Here is a 14,757-nt window from a genome sequence, read left to right on the forward strand (position 1 = left end):
AAGTTAACGGAAAATCCAAAAGAAGAGGGCGACGGCACAGATGACCAAGCCGCCTGCAATCTTCACGACAGGTTCGGTTTTAAGGGCAACCTCTTCCCGGACCGGCAATCTGCGAGCTTCGGGAAGGGGGGAGACAATGGTGAGAACGAGCATAACGAGTGAAACGCCCACGAACGCGATGAGGACCTGATGCAGGAAAAAGAGCTCGTGTTGCTTTTGGGTCAGCTGCAGCAAACCATAGAAGAGGGGGCCGAGTACGAGCGCCAGCACGCCGGCCAGGGGCGGGGCTTTGGGCAAAAGGAAGGCACCTAAAAATGCGGCCACCACACCCGGCCAGATATAGCCTTGGAATTGTTGGATGAAGGCGAAGACCCCATTGAACTCGGGACGGGCCAGTTGGGGCGCAATCACGGAGGCGATGGCCACCACCACCACGGTAAAGATGCGTCCCAAGGCCACCAGTTGCTTCTCGCTCGCCTGACGGTTGATCATGTTGCGATAGATATCCATCGTCGCAATGGTGGAGGACGAGTTGAGCAAGGAAGCGAGGGTCGAGGTCACCGCCCCCGCGATGGCGGCGTAGATGAGTCCGCTAATCCCGGGTGGAATGAGCTTTTTAATGAGGGTCGGGAAGGCCGCGTCGGTATTCGCGAGGTCATCGCCATAGAGTTGATTGGCCATCAGCCCGGGCATCACAATGGCGAAGGGCACCAGAAGCCAAAGCGCGCCGGCAAAGATCATCCCGAGTTGACCGTCCTTCAGGGTCTTGGCCGCCAAATTGCGCTGCACGATGAATTGGTTGAGACCGCAGTAGTAGATCATCACAATCCACATTCCCGAGAGCAAGCCAGTCCATGGCAGGTCCTTGTTATCCGCAGGGAGAAACATGTGCAGCTGGTCCGCGTTTTCTTTGGAAAAAGCACCCCAACCGCCAATGGCCTTGAGCCCGAAAAAGAAGACCAGCAACCCGCCCGCAATCAAGGCTAGTCCCTGCACCAGGTCCGCCCAAGCAATGGCCTTGAGCCCGCCAAAGGTCGAGTAGATCATCCCCACCAGTCCGATGAGAATCACCCCCTGCCAGAGCTCGATACCCACGATGGCCTCGAGGGTGACGCCGCCGGAATAGAGCACCGCCGGGAGCATCACCACCGCGTAGATGATGACTGTTAGAATCGCCATGATGCTGCGGGCAGTGGCGTTGTAGCGGTATTCGAGAAACTCCGGCATGGTGTAGATCCCCGCTCGCAGGAATCTGGGCAAGAGCGTCATGGAAACGATCACGATGAAGACCGAGCCCAGCAATTGCCAGGAGCTGACCGCCAGTCCGACCCCACCCGCCGCTGACCCTGCCATGCCGACCATCTGCTCTGTGGAGATATTGGCCGCCACGATCGAGATCCCGATCAAGGGCCAGGTCAGGCTGCGTCCTCCGAGGAAGAAGTCGGAGGAATCTTCGGAGGCACCTTTGGCACGACGGCTTTTGTAAACCGAAAGGCCGATGACCACGACGAAGAAGAGGATGAAGGAAACGATGGACAGGGTGTGCATAAATAGGAATGAGCTGGAGTTGAGAGGCCCGAACTCCGGCTCAGTCGAAGAAGTCTGGTCGGAGATGGGGAAGCTTCCAATTGTCGGATATGACAACAAGGTTGTCTTATTTCTCTTACCACAAGTGACAGAGAGGCATGGAGTTGTTGCCGCGCCCTCATCTCAAGCGCACCTCGACCGTCCCTTTGTCTAGGGCGATAGCTTTCAGGCGGTCCGTCGGGACTAGAGGAGCGGAGGCTCTCCCGCGGAACGAAACTCGGTCGGCGTTTGCTTTTCCGCGTTCTTAAAGGCGCGGCAAAAGTGAGCAGTGGTCGCGAATCCCGAGGCCTCGGCGATCTTGTGCAACGGCCACCGCGTCTGCTGCAGGAGACACCGCGCCCGTCGAATGCGCGCCGCCGTGATCTCATCCCGAATGCTGTGGCCCAGAATTTCGCGGAAGCGGCTTTCCACCGTATTACGCGAACGTCCCACGTGCTTCAGAACGTCTTCAACTTGGGTCCGTTGGTCTGTTAGTCTCCTGATGAAGCGGAGAGCTTTCACGAAAATTTCGTCCTCGCTGGCAATCAGGTCGGTGCTGGTCCGCTCTTTGATTCCGATAGGATCGATTAGGGCAGAGTGGGAGGGGAGGGTCTCGCCCTTGATCAAGCGATGCAGCCAGGCGGAGCCAGTGTAGCCGAGCAGCCGGGTATCGGGCTCGATGCTGGAGAGACTGGGGTTGGCGAAGCGGCAGATGATTTTATCATTGTCCACCCCCATGATTGCCAAGTCGTCGGGAATCTTGCGACCCACCGCAGCCGCAGCCGTGGTTAGCTGTTGGGCCCGCACATCATTGCAGGCGAGAATGGCTGTCCCCTTGGGGAGGTTGGAGACCCACTCGCGAATCGAATCCGAGCCTTGGGGATGCAGACCTTCCCGAGTGGCGACGTCCTGATTTTCGAAATTGGCTGGGGCTTCATAGACCGAGCAGGGAAAGCCCAGCTTCTTGAGCAAAGCGACGAAGGCCTTCTCGCGTTGGTCCGAAAACCAAAGACCATGGAAGCCGCAGTAGGCAAATTGGGTAAAGGCCGCATTGAGGTAGAACTCCACCGCCATCTTGGCGATCCCATCCGGGTTGGTATCGAGCCAGGGGATGTCCGGATGCTGCATTCGGCCATAGAGATCGACCACGGGGCAGGGGGCCTTGGCCAACAGTTCGGCGAGCTCCGGATTGAAAGCGCGACAAAGAATGCCATCGCCTTCCCAAGTCTGAATCCACTCCGGGATGCCCCCCCGCAAATCCCGTTCCTGCACGGTAAAGCTCCAAGGTCCGTGAGCGCGAGAGTAGTCAGCAATGCCATGGAAGATTCCCCGGCCATAGGCACGGGACGTTTCGATAAGGACTGCGATTCGGAGTTGCTCGGACACTGGTGGACTTAATACGAGAGTAACGGCTCTCCTTTTCTCGTAAAATAGGCTATTCGCGTCAATGCAGTTGTCTCAGATGTCAGTTTTTCGCGGGCAGATTGTCCATGACAGCGGGAAATTTCCTCACATGATACCGTTCGTGAAGAGAGGGAAACGCAGTGCTCGTGAGGTCTATCAGCCGCCGGGAGGAGAAAGCATTGGAGCGAGAGCTTCCGCGATGCGGTCTGCCTTCGTTCGCTCTTTGATTCCAAACGTTCCGCCCTCAGAGCGCGAGTTGGCCGACGCCTTTTCCTTGCTCAAGCTCGACGCAGACGATCTCCGATGCGTCTATTGCGGAGACCCCTCCACCGAGTGGGACCATTTCTTTCCCGTGATGCGGAAGGGCCGGCCCACAGGCTATCTGACCCGGATTCAAAATCTCGTCCCGGCGTGCGGAAAGTGTAATCAGTCAAAGGGGAATCGTGATTGGAAAGACTGGATGACGAGCGCCGCGCCACTCAGTCCGACCACCCGCGGGGTGTCTAAGCTGAGTCAGAGAATCAGACGACTGCAGGCTTTCGAAGCCTGGGGCGCGGAGGCAGTTGTTGATTTTGAAACCGTGTTGGGTAGCGATGCCATGAAGCAACACAACGACTACCTCAGACAGATTCTGAGCCTCATGAATGAGGCCGAAGCTCACTCCAAGGCTCTTCGAACCGCGCTGCTCGACGAACTTCCGTATGTGATCCAGGAAAAGAAGCTCTCGCTCTGGACGAGGTTTTGGCGGCTGGTTTTTGGCGGCCGTTGAATGAGTTTGTTAGGTATCTCGCGCGTTGCATTCTGCTTCTGTGCGGCAAGGCTGGAAGCCCGCGCACCATCTGAAGAGGGTGATCTTAACTTTGTGGGGTAGGCAGCCGCGACTGAATATCGATGCCATTTGCTAGTTTCCAAATCCTCGCCGAGCTTGGCTCGGAATTTCAGAAACAGGGGATGAGCACTACATCACTTTGGACGAATCGAGAGAATCTTCCACCGCACGGAACTCTTCCAAGGCGACTTCGAGGGACGCCACGATGTCGGCGGCGAGTTCGGCGGGTGGGGGGAGGTTCTCGGTGTCTTCGAGGGATTCGTCTTTCAGCCAAAAGATGTCGAGGTTGGCTTTGTCGCGGGCCACGATTTCGTCGTAGCTGAACTTCTTGAAGCGGTCGCTCTCCTTGCGCTTGGCGAGGTTTTTCGGATTGTAGACTTTGATGAAGTCGGTGAGGTCCTTGGTAGCCAGCGGGTTGGTCTTGAGGGTGAAGTGTTGGTTGGTGCGCAGGTCGTAGATCCAGAGGTCTTTTGTCCACGGTGTTTCGCTCGCTTCTTTGCGTTCAAAGAAGAGGACGTTGGCCTTCACCCCTTGGGCGTAGAAGATGCCGGTGGGGAGGCGCAGGATGGTGTGGACGTTGCAGCGTTTCAGGAGTTCGCGGCGGATGGTTTCGCCGGCCCCACCTTCGAAGAGGACGTTATCAGGAAGGACGACCGCCGCGCTGCCGCCGACTTTGAGCTCGCTGACGATGTGTTGTAGGAAGTTGAGCTGCTTGTTGCTGGTGGTGGCCCAGAACTGGTCGCGCTCGTATTCCTGCTTCTCGGTGGAGATTTTGCCATCATCGCCCACGATGGTGTAGCCGCCTTTTTTGCCAAAGGGTGGGTTGGCGAGGATGAGGTCGAACTTGGTGCCGCTCGGTTGAGCAAGGGCGTCGGCTTCGGTGATGGGGGAGTTGAAAAAAGTAGCCGAGGCATCTTGCCTCTGATCTTCGGAACTGAGGCTAGAAGCCTCCGCCACTCTACCTCCTCCGATGCCGTGCAGGTAGAGATTCATCGCACACAGACTGACCACCCCGGGCACGATATCGTTGCCACGCAGGGCGGTGGTCTTGAGATGTCTCATCTCCGGTTTGCTCAGCTTGTTGTGCTTGGTGATGTAGTCGTGGGCCGCCAGGAGGAAGCCCCCAGTGCCGCAGGCGGGGTCGCCGATGATTTGGCCGGGGGCGGGCTGCATCACGTCCACGATGGCGCGGATGAGCGGACGCGGGGTGAAGTATTGGCCCGCACCTTTGTCGGAGGAGCTTGCAGTCTTCTCTAACAACCCTTCATAGATGGCTCCCTTGATATCGACATCCATCCCAGACCAATCCTCGTCCGCAATCATCTTGATCACGCGCTGCAGGTCGGAGGGGTTGGAGATTTTGTTTTGGGCCTTGCGGAAGATGATGCCGACGAGGCCGGGTGCCTTGCCAAGGTTTTCGAGGGTGTGGCGGTAGTGGATTTCGAGCTTGTCGCCGGTCTCGGCAGCCAGTTTGGACCAGCGATAGTCTTCGGGGATGGGGTTGTCGTAACCTAGCTCGGTCATCTCATCGGCCAGCTTGAGAAAGAGGAGGTAGGTGATCTGCTCCACGTAGTCGCCGTAACCGACCCCCGCGTTCTTGAGGACGTGGGCGTAGTTCCAGACTTTGGAGACGATGGAGGCGGAGTTATCGGTCATAATTGAAAGAGAAGGTGGTTTTATAAGTGGCCATAAGTGCGTTTTTTTGGGAGATGTGGCCACTTATAGGATTTATTTGAAGAGGCATTCGGTCGTGATGGCGGTGTCGGCAATTTCCTGAGAATAAGCGTTTTCAGTGAGGCCATAGGTGGTGAGAAAGGTGAGGAAGACGTTCTTGTTGGTGCCCGTCACTTCGCGAAAGACTTGCCCTTTGCGACGGAGCTCCTCCGCGTAGTTTTTCTTGATGGTGAAGGGCCCTTCCGAGAACTTAATTTCGATTAAGTTGATGCTGCGATCCGCTCGATCAATGAGGAGATCGACTTGCGCGCCTTGCGGCCAGGTCTTGTTCGCACGGTGAACCCAGCTGCAATGCTCGGTCTCGATTTGACTGATTCCGAGTTCGCTATTGATCTGCCGGATATGCTTATGGGCGATGGACTCGAGGGCGTAGCCACTCCATGCCCGCCAAGCTGGCGTCTGAAATTTTTTGGCAAAGCTTCCGGTGCTTCGCTTCCCATCCATCCACTTGAGGTAGAAAAGGGAATACTCATCGGCCAAGCGGTAGACGGTGTCCCGACTCGTATTCTTGAAGGGGTGTTGGAGACTGATGAAGCCTGCCTCCTCGAGCTCGGTGAGAGTCTGGGTCAGTCGGCCACCTGACTTGTAGGCACTGGTCAGGTCCTTGCGGGTCAGTCCTTGCGGATGTTTCGCCAGCTCACGCACGATCTCGATATGGCGCTCCGAGCTGTCAAAGAGGGAAGTGTAAAGGCGATCGAACTCATCACGGAGGAGACCTGTGGGATGGAAGCAGCTGGCATCAATGGCTTGCACTGCCGACTGTCCGGCTTGGACTTCCTTGAGATAGTGGGGGACCCCACCCATGACCATCGCCAGCGTGAGCTGATCGTAGTGAGTGAGCTTGACCCCACGTGAACGCAGAAAGTGAGAGCTTTCCGCGAGGGTGAAGGGTTCGAGTTTGATGCGGGCCGTCACCCGATTGTGAAGACCGCCTTTGTGGTCAATCACCTTGGCAATCATCCACGAGGCGGCCGAGCCACAGATGACGAGGATGAAGCGCGGGTCCTTTCTCAGAAAGCTGTTCCAGAAGTAATCGAGAGCCTGCAGGAAGCGCGAACGCGGGCTCGCTAGCCACGGCAATTCATCGAGAAAGACGACATACTTTCCCTTTCCTCGGAGCGTTCTGAGGTGGTCGGTGAGTTGCTGAAAGGCCTCCTGCCAAGACCCCGGGCATACCCGATTCTTCCGGCTGCGGTCACTGAGAGCGTGGTGAAAGTTTGCGAGCTGTTCCTTCAGGGTGCCGTCCTTCTGCCCGTTCAATTGGAAGCAAAGCTCCTTTTTGAAATGTTGCTCAATGAGAAAAGTCTTCCCGATGCGTCGACGGCCATAGAGGGCCAGGAATTCAGCTTCCTTGCTCTTCAGCAGGAGGTTGAGATTCTTGATTTCCTGTTCCCGACCGACTAGCTTCATGGTCTATAAGTGGCCATAAGTGCTCAAAAAATGGACTTGTGGCCACTTAAAAGTGTTTCCGAAAGACGCTTTCTTTCTCGAGAATGGTAGTTTTCTCAAGTGGGAAAACAATGGTTTTTAGGAAATCTGAGGGAGTTGGCGGAGTGAGCGGCTGCCAGCTTGGACCAGCGGTAGTCTTCCGAGATGGGGTTGTCGTCACCCAGCTCGGTCATTTCATCGGCGGGCTTGAGGAAAAGCAGGTAGGTGATTTACTCGACGTAGTCGCCGAACCGACCCCCGCGTCCTTGGGGACGTGGGCGTAGTTCCAAACTTTAGAGACGATGGTGGCGGAGTTGTCGGCCATGTGTTTTTGAAATTATTGTTTAAGGAGAGCCGAATCCACCAAAGGCGGAAACAATGGCCGGAACCTCTCCCTGATGAACACCGAGGGTTAAGGCGTCGTAACCGTTATAGAAGGTCTCGAAATGAAAATTGTGGGTCGTGCCATTCTTGTCGGTGAGAAGGATTTCTCCGTTCCCAAGTGGTCCTCGATTTCCCCAACAGTAAGCTTTGATTTCGTCTTCGAGTTTTTTGAGAGAGGGATCAGGAAATTTTCTTTCGAATTCAGGAGAGAGAATCAGGTGCCTGAAGTTTGACTGTTCGTTGTGAAAGCTCTTGGGATGTTGTCCAATCATTCCAATGAGGGGGTTCTCTTCGCCAGAATGCTCAATGACTCGCCAGAGTGTTGTAGTGAGGGTGTTCCCATACCGTTTCTTGAGTGCCATTACAGTCTTGATTGAGGGATCGCAGTCGCGACACTCTTCTGCGAAGCGGTTACCCAGAAAGAGGAGACTACCACCCGCAAAGTTCGCTTCCGCCTCCATTTTACTATGAACCGTAACGGTTGGGGTGAGTTCATCGTCTCCTAGCATCATTTCCTGATGCCAAGGCAGAATGGAGTGCCCAATCTCGTGCGCTTGGAGCCAACGGTGTTTCGGCTTTGGAATCGTATCATCGACTAGGATGCGCTTCTGGTCCGGAATATAAAGAGCTCGCAGGTCGAACTTTTTGATGGCATCGCAGAGGAGAGTCGGGCGTCGTAGTAGCTGCTTCCCAGCTCGTTTCATTCGACTGAAGGTCTTTCTGAGGAGTCCTTCTGATTCGCTTGTGAAGTAGCCAGAGTCTAATTCTAACAGTAGACAGACATCATTGAGGTCTAGCGGTGGTTCGGGGTTGCCCAGCTCTTCAAGAATACGATCTGCGATGGACTTGATGTCCCGACGCAGTCGTGGTTTGAGGATGCGAGCTTTCATTACTATAGTTTACCTTAGGTTAATTTGTTAGAGCGCCGACAAATGCTTCCAAAGCCTGCCGTTCTACATCAGAGAGTTCCGCAAGGGGTTCCGAGCTTGCCGCAAAACGGATCGCTTCCTCTCTTAAATGAGGGGTGTGGGATTTGGTGAGTCCAGCGAGCTCCATCATTTTACCCGATGGAACTCCGAAGATAGACGCTAGCTTGTAGACGGCATCGGCCTCGGGCTCACAGTGGGGATCACGTTCGATTTCCAGCACTTCTTCCGTGTCGATTCCGGCTTCGTTGGCGAGCTTTTCGGGATTCCAGCCGTTGTTACGTCGCCAAAGAGAGACAAATTGGCCAAAGGCAATCCGAGTATCAAAGGCGGTGATTCTTTCAGTGGTGTGGGGTTCGGTGGCGCTGTGGGTGGGAGGGACACCTGCACCCACCTCCGCAATGCCTTCAATTTCGGCGCTGCGTTCAAACCACTCTTTTGGGTATTCGAGTTTCATGGTTACTAGTGGTTGCGGCGGAAATTTTCCGCCTGTGTTTCGGTCATTTCGCAGTAAGTGAGATTCTGGTGTGACGAGTCCGGGCCCAAAACGGTGAACCCGCATTTGTCTCGGTAAAATCCCTCTGCTTTGGGAAGAGAATGGAGGCCAAGTCGTCCTTTATAGCCGATGTCCAAACTGGTTTGAATTGCGGCGAGGATGAAGGTTCGTCCCACTCCCCGGTATTTGGGCGGGTCTTGGAGTTCGGGTCGGTTCCAGGGAGCGGTCGCCACGAATTGGACGTAGACAATGGGCTTTCCAAATTGGTCGAGGAGACGAGCTGAAGTGATATCGTTGGTGAGCATGAGGCCTTGAAGTTCTCCCTCGCAAACGAGGGCAAAGGACTGATATCCCAGAAGAGAGCGCCAGCTGTTCGCCTTGTGCTTCCAGTTCCAGTGCGAATCCTCTGGCGTATCTGACAAGGGAAGGTTTGTTCGGTGGGCTCGCATCAAAGGGGCCCAACTGGTATCCCAGAGGGCGAGATGGTCGTCGGTGACTTCATCAAATAATGAGGCCTCGACGACTTCGTTCGTGTCAGAATCCAGAAGGTAGACCTGAGACTCATTCATAGGATCACAAGTTCACTTTTTTCATTGGTTGCCTCGTCTTCGACCAAGAGCTTCTTTCCCGGCTCGACGCGCACGTCGATAGTCTGGAGTAGGCGAAGCGCTAGTTTCATCACCGCTGTTTTGCTCAGGTCCTTCTTTTCCGCGAGCTGTTCAAGAACGGCCATTTCCTGAGCCGTCAGATTGAGGGTCATCGTTCGTTTAGTGCTCACGAAGGAAAGATGCTCCAAATTAAATAATAATCAATTTAAAAATAGCTAAAAAATAGCCATTTATTGTGTAACTGTTTCCTGCGGACTGAATTTGGAGGTCAAAGTTTTCCGGAGAAGGCGGTGGCGAGGGTGGATTGGCGGAGGCGGGTGGCGCGGGTGAGTTGGCGGTCGAGTTCGGCTTCGAGGTGGTCGATGGCGGTGGTTCGGGCTTCGACTTCGGCGACGATTTGATGTTGTTCGGGGAGGGGTGGAAGTGGGAGAGCCAAGGATTCCACATCGCCCACGCGGAGGTGTTGAACTCCGACTCCGACTTGCTTTTCGCCATATTGAGATTGGAAATTGTGTGAGCGGATCACCGTGAGGAGATAGGACGGTAAGAGCAGATCATGGAAAGTGCGAAAGAGCATCATTCGCTGCCCCATGCATAAGCGTGTGTTTTCAGGTATAATTGCAGCCTCTCCTGCTGGCGCCTCTCTCGTGAACAGAATATCCCCAGGTTCTGGAGTGCAACGTTGAGACCAATGGGCTGCTGTCTCTTTGTTCACAAACTTCATCTTAGGCCAGGCCAACTTTCCGTTTCGGACATTTGTGGTTCGAATCAGCGGGATTCCTGAATTCTCGTATGGCGGCGTCTTGTTGTGGCAGTCTACGACAAATTGGCAACTCGTCAGGAGGCTCGTGAATTTCCAACTCGGAGGAGTAGTCCAATTCGGAGGTGTCGTGAATTTGTGCCGTTTGTGCTTCGATACATGGCGTTTCACTTCCGAGTTCTCGCTTTCAGCTCTAAAGAGTGCAGCGCGTGTCTCTGAGATCCGATTGATCAACTCTTCCGCCGGTTCGGTGTCGGGGTGTTGTTCGCGCCAGTCTTGGGTGAGTTGGCCGGTGACGGCGGCGGCGAGGACGGATTGGCGGTAGCGTTGGAGTTGGGCTTTGGCGTGGCGCAAGGCGGCGACGCCGGCGTCGAGCCGCGAAAAGAGTTCCTCAATCCGCGCCACGATGCGGCGTTGTTCGGGGAGGGGTGGTAGAAGCAGCGGGACGGGTTTAAAGTTCCGTGACGAGATTCCGGTGACTGTTGTGCCGGTTCCTCGACCTGAAATCCGTCCCTGAAACTCTGGGGACATGATCTGGTACTTGAGAAACCTTGGGTGAAGTTCGTCGTGGTCTGTACGCAAAACCATAACGCGCTGTGCCAAGCAGAACTTCTGATCCGGAACGTCGGCAACATGCCCGAGCGGAGCTTCCGTCGTGAAGAGCAGATCTCCGACCTTCGGAATTCCACGCGTCATGTATTGCTCGTAGGTGTCCTCGGTTACGTAGCGCAACTTCTCCCAAACGATTTTCCCGTCGCGGACGTTCGCGGAACGAAGATGGGGAATGCCCGTCTCGGAATACGGTGGGGTGCGGCCACGATAGTCGATGATGATCAAGGCATCGGCTACCGTAGATCGTTTCCAGCCTTTAGGAAGTTCACTCATGCCGCTAACACCTCGTTAACTTCTTTCCTCCTACGCTCTTCGATCTTCGGCGGACAAGCAATGATTTGAAATGGAAGGTTGATTGTCATCAGGCGACTAGGACTTCATTGAGTTCTTCGATAAGGGGTTTTGGATCTTGGCCAAAGACGCGTTTGGCGACGGCGAGGGGGACGCCTTCATCGGAGTCGACGCTTTGCCAGGCTTCGAGGTAGTCGCTCTGGTCGTCGGTGGCGAAGGCTCCGTTGAGGGCGATGTAATCCCGGATTACGGAAAGCCATTTGATTTGGCTTTCCGTAAACCGGGGAGTTGTGAGTGGTGAATTTTGAGTGGTGACTTCTGAACGAGCGGCTTCGCCCGGGGTGGGGTTTTGTTGCTGGGTGAGCCAGGCTTGGAAGCGTTGTTCGACGAGTTCGGGGAAGGGGGCGAGTGGGGTGGTCGCGGGATCGACGGTGTGGCGAACAAGGGTGATGAGATTGGTGAGGGTCTTGACGGGGTTGCGGGTGAGCGGGCGTTTTTCGAGGTGCTCGTAGGCGGACCAGACTTCGGCGGGCGCGATGTGGTAGGGCGGCCGGGCGACGGCATCGGCGAGGGCCTTGAGCTCTTCGTAGACGAGGTGGCGCTTGGCGTGGGGCTTGTTGTAGAGGATTTGCAGAGCGGTGATTTCGTCTTGGTTATCGTCGAGGAAGGTCTTCCACGAGGTGACCAACTGGCGAGCTTTTTCCTCGTCGTAGCCTGCGGAAATGACTTCGTCGCCGCTGAGGTGGTCAATGGTGACCTCGCGGTCGCGGCGCTTTTTCTCCAAGAGGTCGCGGTAGGCGGGATTGCTGGCTACCGGAGCGACTGCTTGGTTAGCGAGAGTAGCTGCTGCGTCCCGCTGCAGATCTTCCCAACGGGGGCTGAGGCAAGATGCCTCAGCTACTTTGTGGGCCCGGATGTATTCGCGGAATTTGTTCAGGCTGGCTTCGGAGCGCACGATGTGGTCCCAAGACTCCTTTTGCCAAACGGTGGGAGCGGTGGCGAGTTCCTGCGCAATCGGTAGCTTGAGAAGCTCCTTGGCGGTGAAACTTTTCCAAGAATGAAGAATTTCGCTCAGGGAGTGGTCCCCCTGCGGAGCGACGAGAATGTGCACGTGGTTGGCGGCGACGACGAACTCGTCGAGCTGATAGCGATCGCCATCGAAGTGGGTGATGGCATTGCACACGAGTTGATTGGCGGCTGCGTCCTTGAGAATCATGGAGCCGTAGCCGAGGTCGAGCCATTGCTGCAGGCGTTGCGGGAAGCGCTCGTGATACTCGGCCTTTTGTTCGGCGGTGTGGGGTTCTGGATTCTGTTTGAGCCAGAGCTCTTTTTCGCTGGCGAAGATCTTGAGTTTTTCCTGTGGAAGAGAGTCCGCGAGTCGGAAGGTGACAAAGTAGATGACCCCGTCCTGATACCAATGAGGGAGAGAGGCTCCTTGGGTTTTGATGGTCTCGGCTTCTTGGTTGAAGAAGTTGAAGGTTGTGGCTGCTTCTTGTTGGAGTTTTTCTGCTTCGGGGGAACTGAGGCGAGACGCCTCAGCTACTTTCTCGATAGTATCGGGGTCGGTGGCTTGCAAGAGATGGGAGGCGAGTTGCTTGAGGGAGAGGCCGCCGGTGGCTTGCAATTCCCCCTTGTCGGAATCGCTGAGGGAGCGGTCGAGTCGAGCCAGACGGTTGGCAAGGCTGGTGAGGGTGTCTTCGTCGTGCAGGCCGAGGGCGACGCTTTGCAAGAGCTTGTCGAAGGGGACGGTGGGCTTGCGCTCGAGGGGGCGGGAGTCGGTCTTGTCGGACTCGGTGACGCCGACGGCATCGACGAGGACGAAGCGGGTCTTGCTGCCGGCATCGGGGGTGACGATGGCGAGGTCGGTGGCGTCGATGGTGCGGGTGCCGCGGCCTTTCATCTGCTCGAAGTAGAGCTGGGAGCGAACGTCGCGCAGAAAGAGAAGGCACTCGAGGGGCTTGATGTCGGTGCCGGTGGCAATCATGTCGACGGTGACCGCGATGCGGAACTCGGGTGCGGTGCGGAAGGCCTTGATGATGTCTTCGGGCTTGCCGCCGGCCTTGTAGGTGACCTTTTTGCAGAAGTCATTGCCCTTGCCGAACTCCTCGCGAACAAGGTTGACGATGTCTTCGGCATGCTCGTCGGTCTTGGCGAAGATGAGAGTCTTGGGCACCCAGTCGCCACTGCGGCCGGGGAAGAGGTCGGTGAAGAGTTTTTCCCGAAAGGTGCGAATGACGGTGCGAATCTGGTCGGGAACAACGACAGAGCGGTCGAGCTGGGTCTTGGCGATGGTTTGTTCCTCGTCTTGGATAGCCCAGCGCTTTTCGCGGGTGAGGCGATCGCGCTTCTGGTAGTCAAAGCCGGCATCGAGGGTGGTGCCTTCTTCGGAGATTTTGGTTTTGATGCGATAGATATCGTAGCCGACGTTGACGCCATCGGCGACGGCCTGGACGTGGGGGTATTCGGTGACGAGATTGCGGTCGAAGAAGCCGAGCGTGGCCTTGGAGGGGGTGGCGGTGAGACCGATGAGGAAGGCGTCGAAGTAGTCGAGGACTTGCCGCCAGAGATTGTAAATGGAGCGGTGGCATTCGTCGATGATCACGAAGTCGAAGGTCTCGATCGGGATGCGTGGATTGTAGGTGACGGGAAGAGTAGCAGAGCCATCTAGGCTTTGATCAGCTAAAGAGCTTTGGCTCTGATCTTTGGAGGAAAACTGCGGCGGGACGCCACAGCCACTATTGAACTCGTAGCCTGAAATCTCGTCGGCGTCTTCGTCGAGTTCGGTTCCCTTGAGTTGTGAGAAGAGGCGCTGAATGGTGGAGACGGTGACTTTGCAGACGGGATCAATGCCGCCGGGACCAAGCATCTGGACGTTGTAGAGGTCGGTGAACTTGCGGCCGTCGTCGGGGGTGGTGAATTGCTGAAATTCGTTGATGGTCTGGCGGCCAAGGTTGCCACGGTCGACTAGGAAGAGAATGCGTTGGGCGCCGGCGTGCTTGATGAGACGATAAGCCTGCGTGACGGCGGTGTAGGTCTTGCCGGAGCCGGTGGCCATCTGCAGGAGGGCGCGCGGACGGTTGTCGGCGAGGGATTTTTCGAGACCCGTGATGGCGGAGACTTGGCAATCGCGCAGGGGAGCGATGACGAGAGGGTGGTTCGCGGGCAGAGTTTGCAGTCGCTCGCGGAGGGTGTCGGGTTGTTGGACGAGGGCGAGCAGGTGCTCGGGGGTGTGAAAGGCGAAGACGGAACGGGAACGAGAGTCGGGATCGCGCTGGTCGCGGAAATTGGTTTCGACGCCAGTGGACTCGTAAGTGAAGGGAAGAGGATCGGCCCAGCGCTGGGGAATCCACTTCCTGGCGTGAGAATAGCGGTTCGATTGTTCAGCGACGGAGCTGAGGGTGGTGCCTTCTTTCTTGGCCTCCACAATGCCGAGGGCTTTGCCGTCTACAAAGAGAATATAGTCAGCGGGACCGCCTTGAGACCGGACTTCGCGGATGGCGACGCCACGGGAAGCTGAGAGGTTGAGTTGGGAGAGGTCCTGAATAGTCCAGCCAGCGGCGCTGAGTTGAGCGTCGATGTTCTCGCGGGCGATGGATTCGGGGGTCGGCAAGATCTAGCAGGTTTCTGTTAGATATGTGTTACCGAATGTTTAAGAAGAAGGGAAGGCAATACAGAGTGACGTATGCAGAGTAGAAAACTTCTGAGAGGGCCGATTGGGT

General features: G+C 56.1%; 12 protein-coding genes. 2 read left to right on the forward strand and 10 right to left on the reverse strand.

What is annotated here, in order from left to right; all coding sequences use genetic code 11:
- Positions 1-3: 3 nt before the first annotated feature.
- Positions 4-1,548, reverse strand: a complete 1,545-nt coding sequence (locus tag IE099_RS12890) for a solute:sodium symporter family transporter (protein WP_189570471.1) — start codon at positions 1,546-1,548, stop codon at positions 4-6.
- A gap of 222 nt (positions 1,549-1,770) precedes the next feature.
- Positions 1,771-2,952, reverse strand: a complete 1,182-nt coding sequence (locus IE099_RS12895; protein ID WP_189570473.1) for a XylR family transcriptional regulator — start codon at positions 2,950-2,952, stop codon at positions 1,771-1,773.
- Between the two features lie 139 nt (positions 2,953-3,091).
- Between IE099_RS12895 and IE099_RS12900 the strand changes: the two genes are divergently transcribed.
- On the forward strand, positions 3,092-3,739 hold the full coding sequence (locus IE099_RS12900) for an HNH endonuclease (RefSeq protein ID WP_189570475.1): 648 nt from the start codon (positions 3,092-3,094) through the stop codon (positions 3,737-3,739).
- A gap of 189 nt (positions 3,740-3,928) precedes the next feature.
- On the opposite strand, the gene IE099_RS12905 is transcribed toward IE099_RS12900, so the two are convergent.
- Both IE099_RS12905 and IE099_RS12910 read right to left on the reverse strand, forming a co-directional pair.
- Positions 3,929-5,455: a type I restriction-modification system subunit M gene (locus IE099_RS12905; protein ID WP_189570477.1), complete on the reverse strand. Its 1,527-nt coding sequence runs from the start codon at positions 5,453-5,455 to the stop codon at positions 3,929-3,931.
- Between the two features lie 72 nt (positions 5,456-5,527).
- Positions 5,528-6,943: an AAA family ATPase gene (locus IE099_RS12910; RefSeq protein WP_189570479.1), complete on the reverse strand. Its 1,416-nt coding sequence runs from the start codon at positions 6,941-6,943 to the stop codon at positions 5,528-5,530.
- A gap of 110 nt (positions 6,944-7,053) precedes the next feature.
- Between IE099_RS12910 and IE099_RS12915 the strand changes: the two genes are divergently transcribed.
- Complete coding sequence (locus tag IE099_RS12915; protein WP_189570481.1) at positions 7,054-7,245, forward strand: hypothetical protein; 192 nt, start codon at positions 7,054-7,056, stop codon at positions 7,243-7,245.
- A 60-nt stretch (positions 7,246-7,305) separates the two neighbouring features.
- Here the strand turns inward: IE099_RS12915 and IE099_RS12920 are convergent, their stop codons facing one another.
- The 6 genes from IE099_RS12920 to IE099_RS12945 all read right to left on the reverse strand — a co-directional run bounded on the left by IE099_RS12920 (position 7,306) and on the right by IE099_RS12945 (position 14,648).
- Positions 7,306-8,235, reverse strand: coding sequence for a M78 family metallopeptidase domain-containing protein (locus IE099_RS12920; protein WP_189570483.1), 930 nt, complete (start codon positions 8,233-8,235; stop codon positions 7,306-7,308).
- Positions 8,236-8,254: 19 nt separating this feature from the next.
- Complete coding sequence (locus IE099_RS12925) at positions 8,255-8,728, reverse strand: helix-turn-helix domain-containing protein (RefSeq protein ID WP_189570485.1); 474 nt, start codon at positions 8,726-8,728, stop codon at positions 8,255-8,257.
- Positions 8,729-8,733: 5 nt separating this feature from the next.
- The gene (locus IE099_RS12930; protein WP_189570487.1) at positions 8,734-9,336 is read right to left on the reverse strand and encodes a GNAT family N-acetyltransferase; all 603 of its coding nucleotides are present in this window, start codon (positions 9,334-9,336) and stop codon (positions 8,734-8,736) included.
- The gene (locus tag IE099_RS12935; RefSeq protein ID WP_229809509.1) at positions 9,333-9,527 is read right to left on the reverse strand and encodes a hypothetical protein; all 195 of its coding nucleotides are present in this window, start codon (positions 9,525-9,527) and stop codon (positions 9,333-9,335) included. The genes IE099_RS12930 and IE099_RS12935 overlap by 4 nt, the downstream gene beginning before the upstream one ends.
- A 116-nt stretch (positions 9,528-9,643) precedes the next feature.
- Positions 9,644-11,020, reverse strand: a complete 1,377-nt coding sequence (locus IE099_RS12940) for a restriction endonuclease subunit S (RefSeq protein ID WP_189570491.1) — start codon at positions 11,018-11,020, stop codon at positions 9,644-9,646.
- Between the two features lie 88 nt (positions 11,021-11,108).
- Positions 11,109-14,648: a DEAD/DEAH box helicase family protein gene (locus IE099_RS12945; RefSeq protein ID WP_189570493.1), complete on the reverse strand. Its 3,540-nt coding sequence runs from the start codon at positions 14,646-14,648 to the stop codon at positions 11,109-11,111.
- Between the last annotated feature and the right edge of the window lie 109 nt (positions 14,649-14,757).

This window comes from Roseibacillus persicicus (assembly GCF_014651675.1).
GTDB lineage: Bacteria > Verrucomicrobiota > Verrucomicrobiia > Verrucomicrobiales > Akkermansiaceae > Roseibacillus > Roseibacillus persicicus.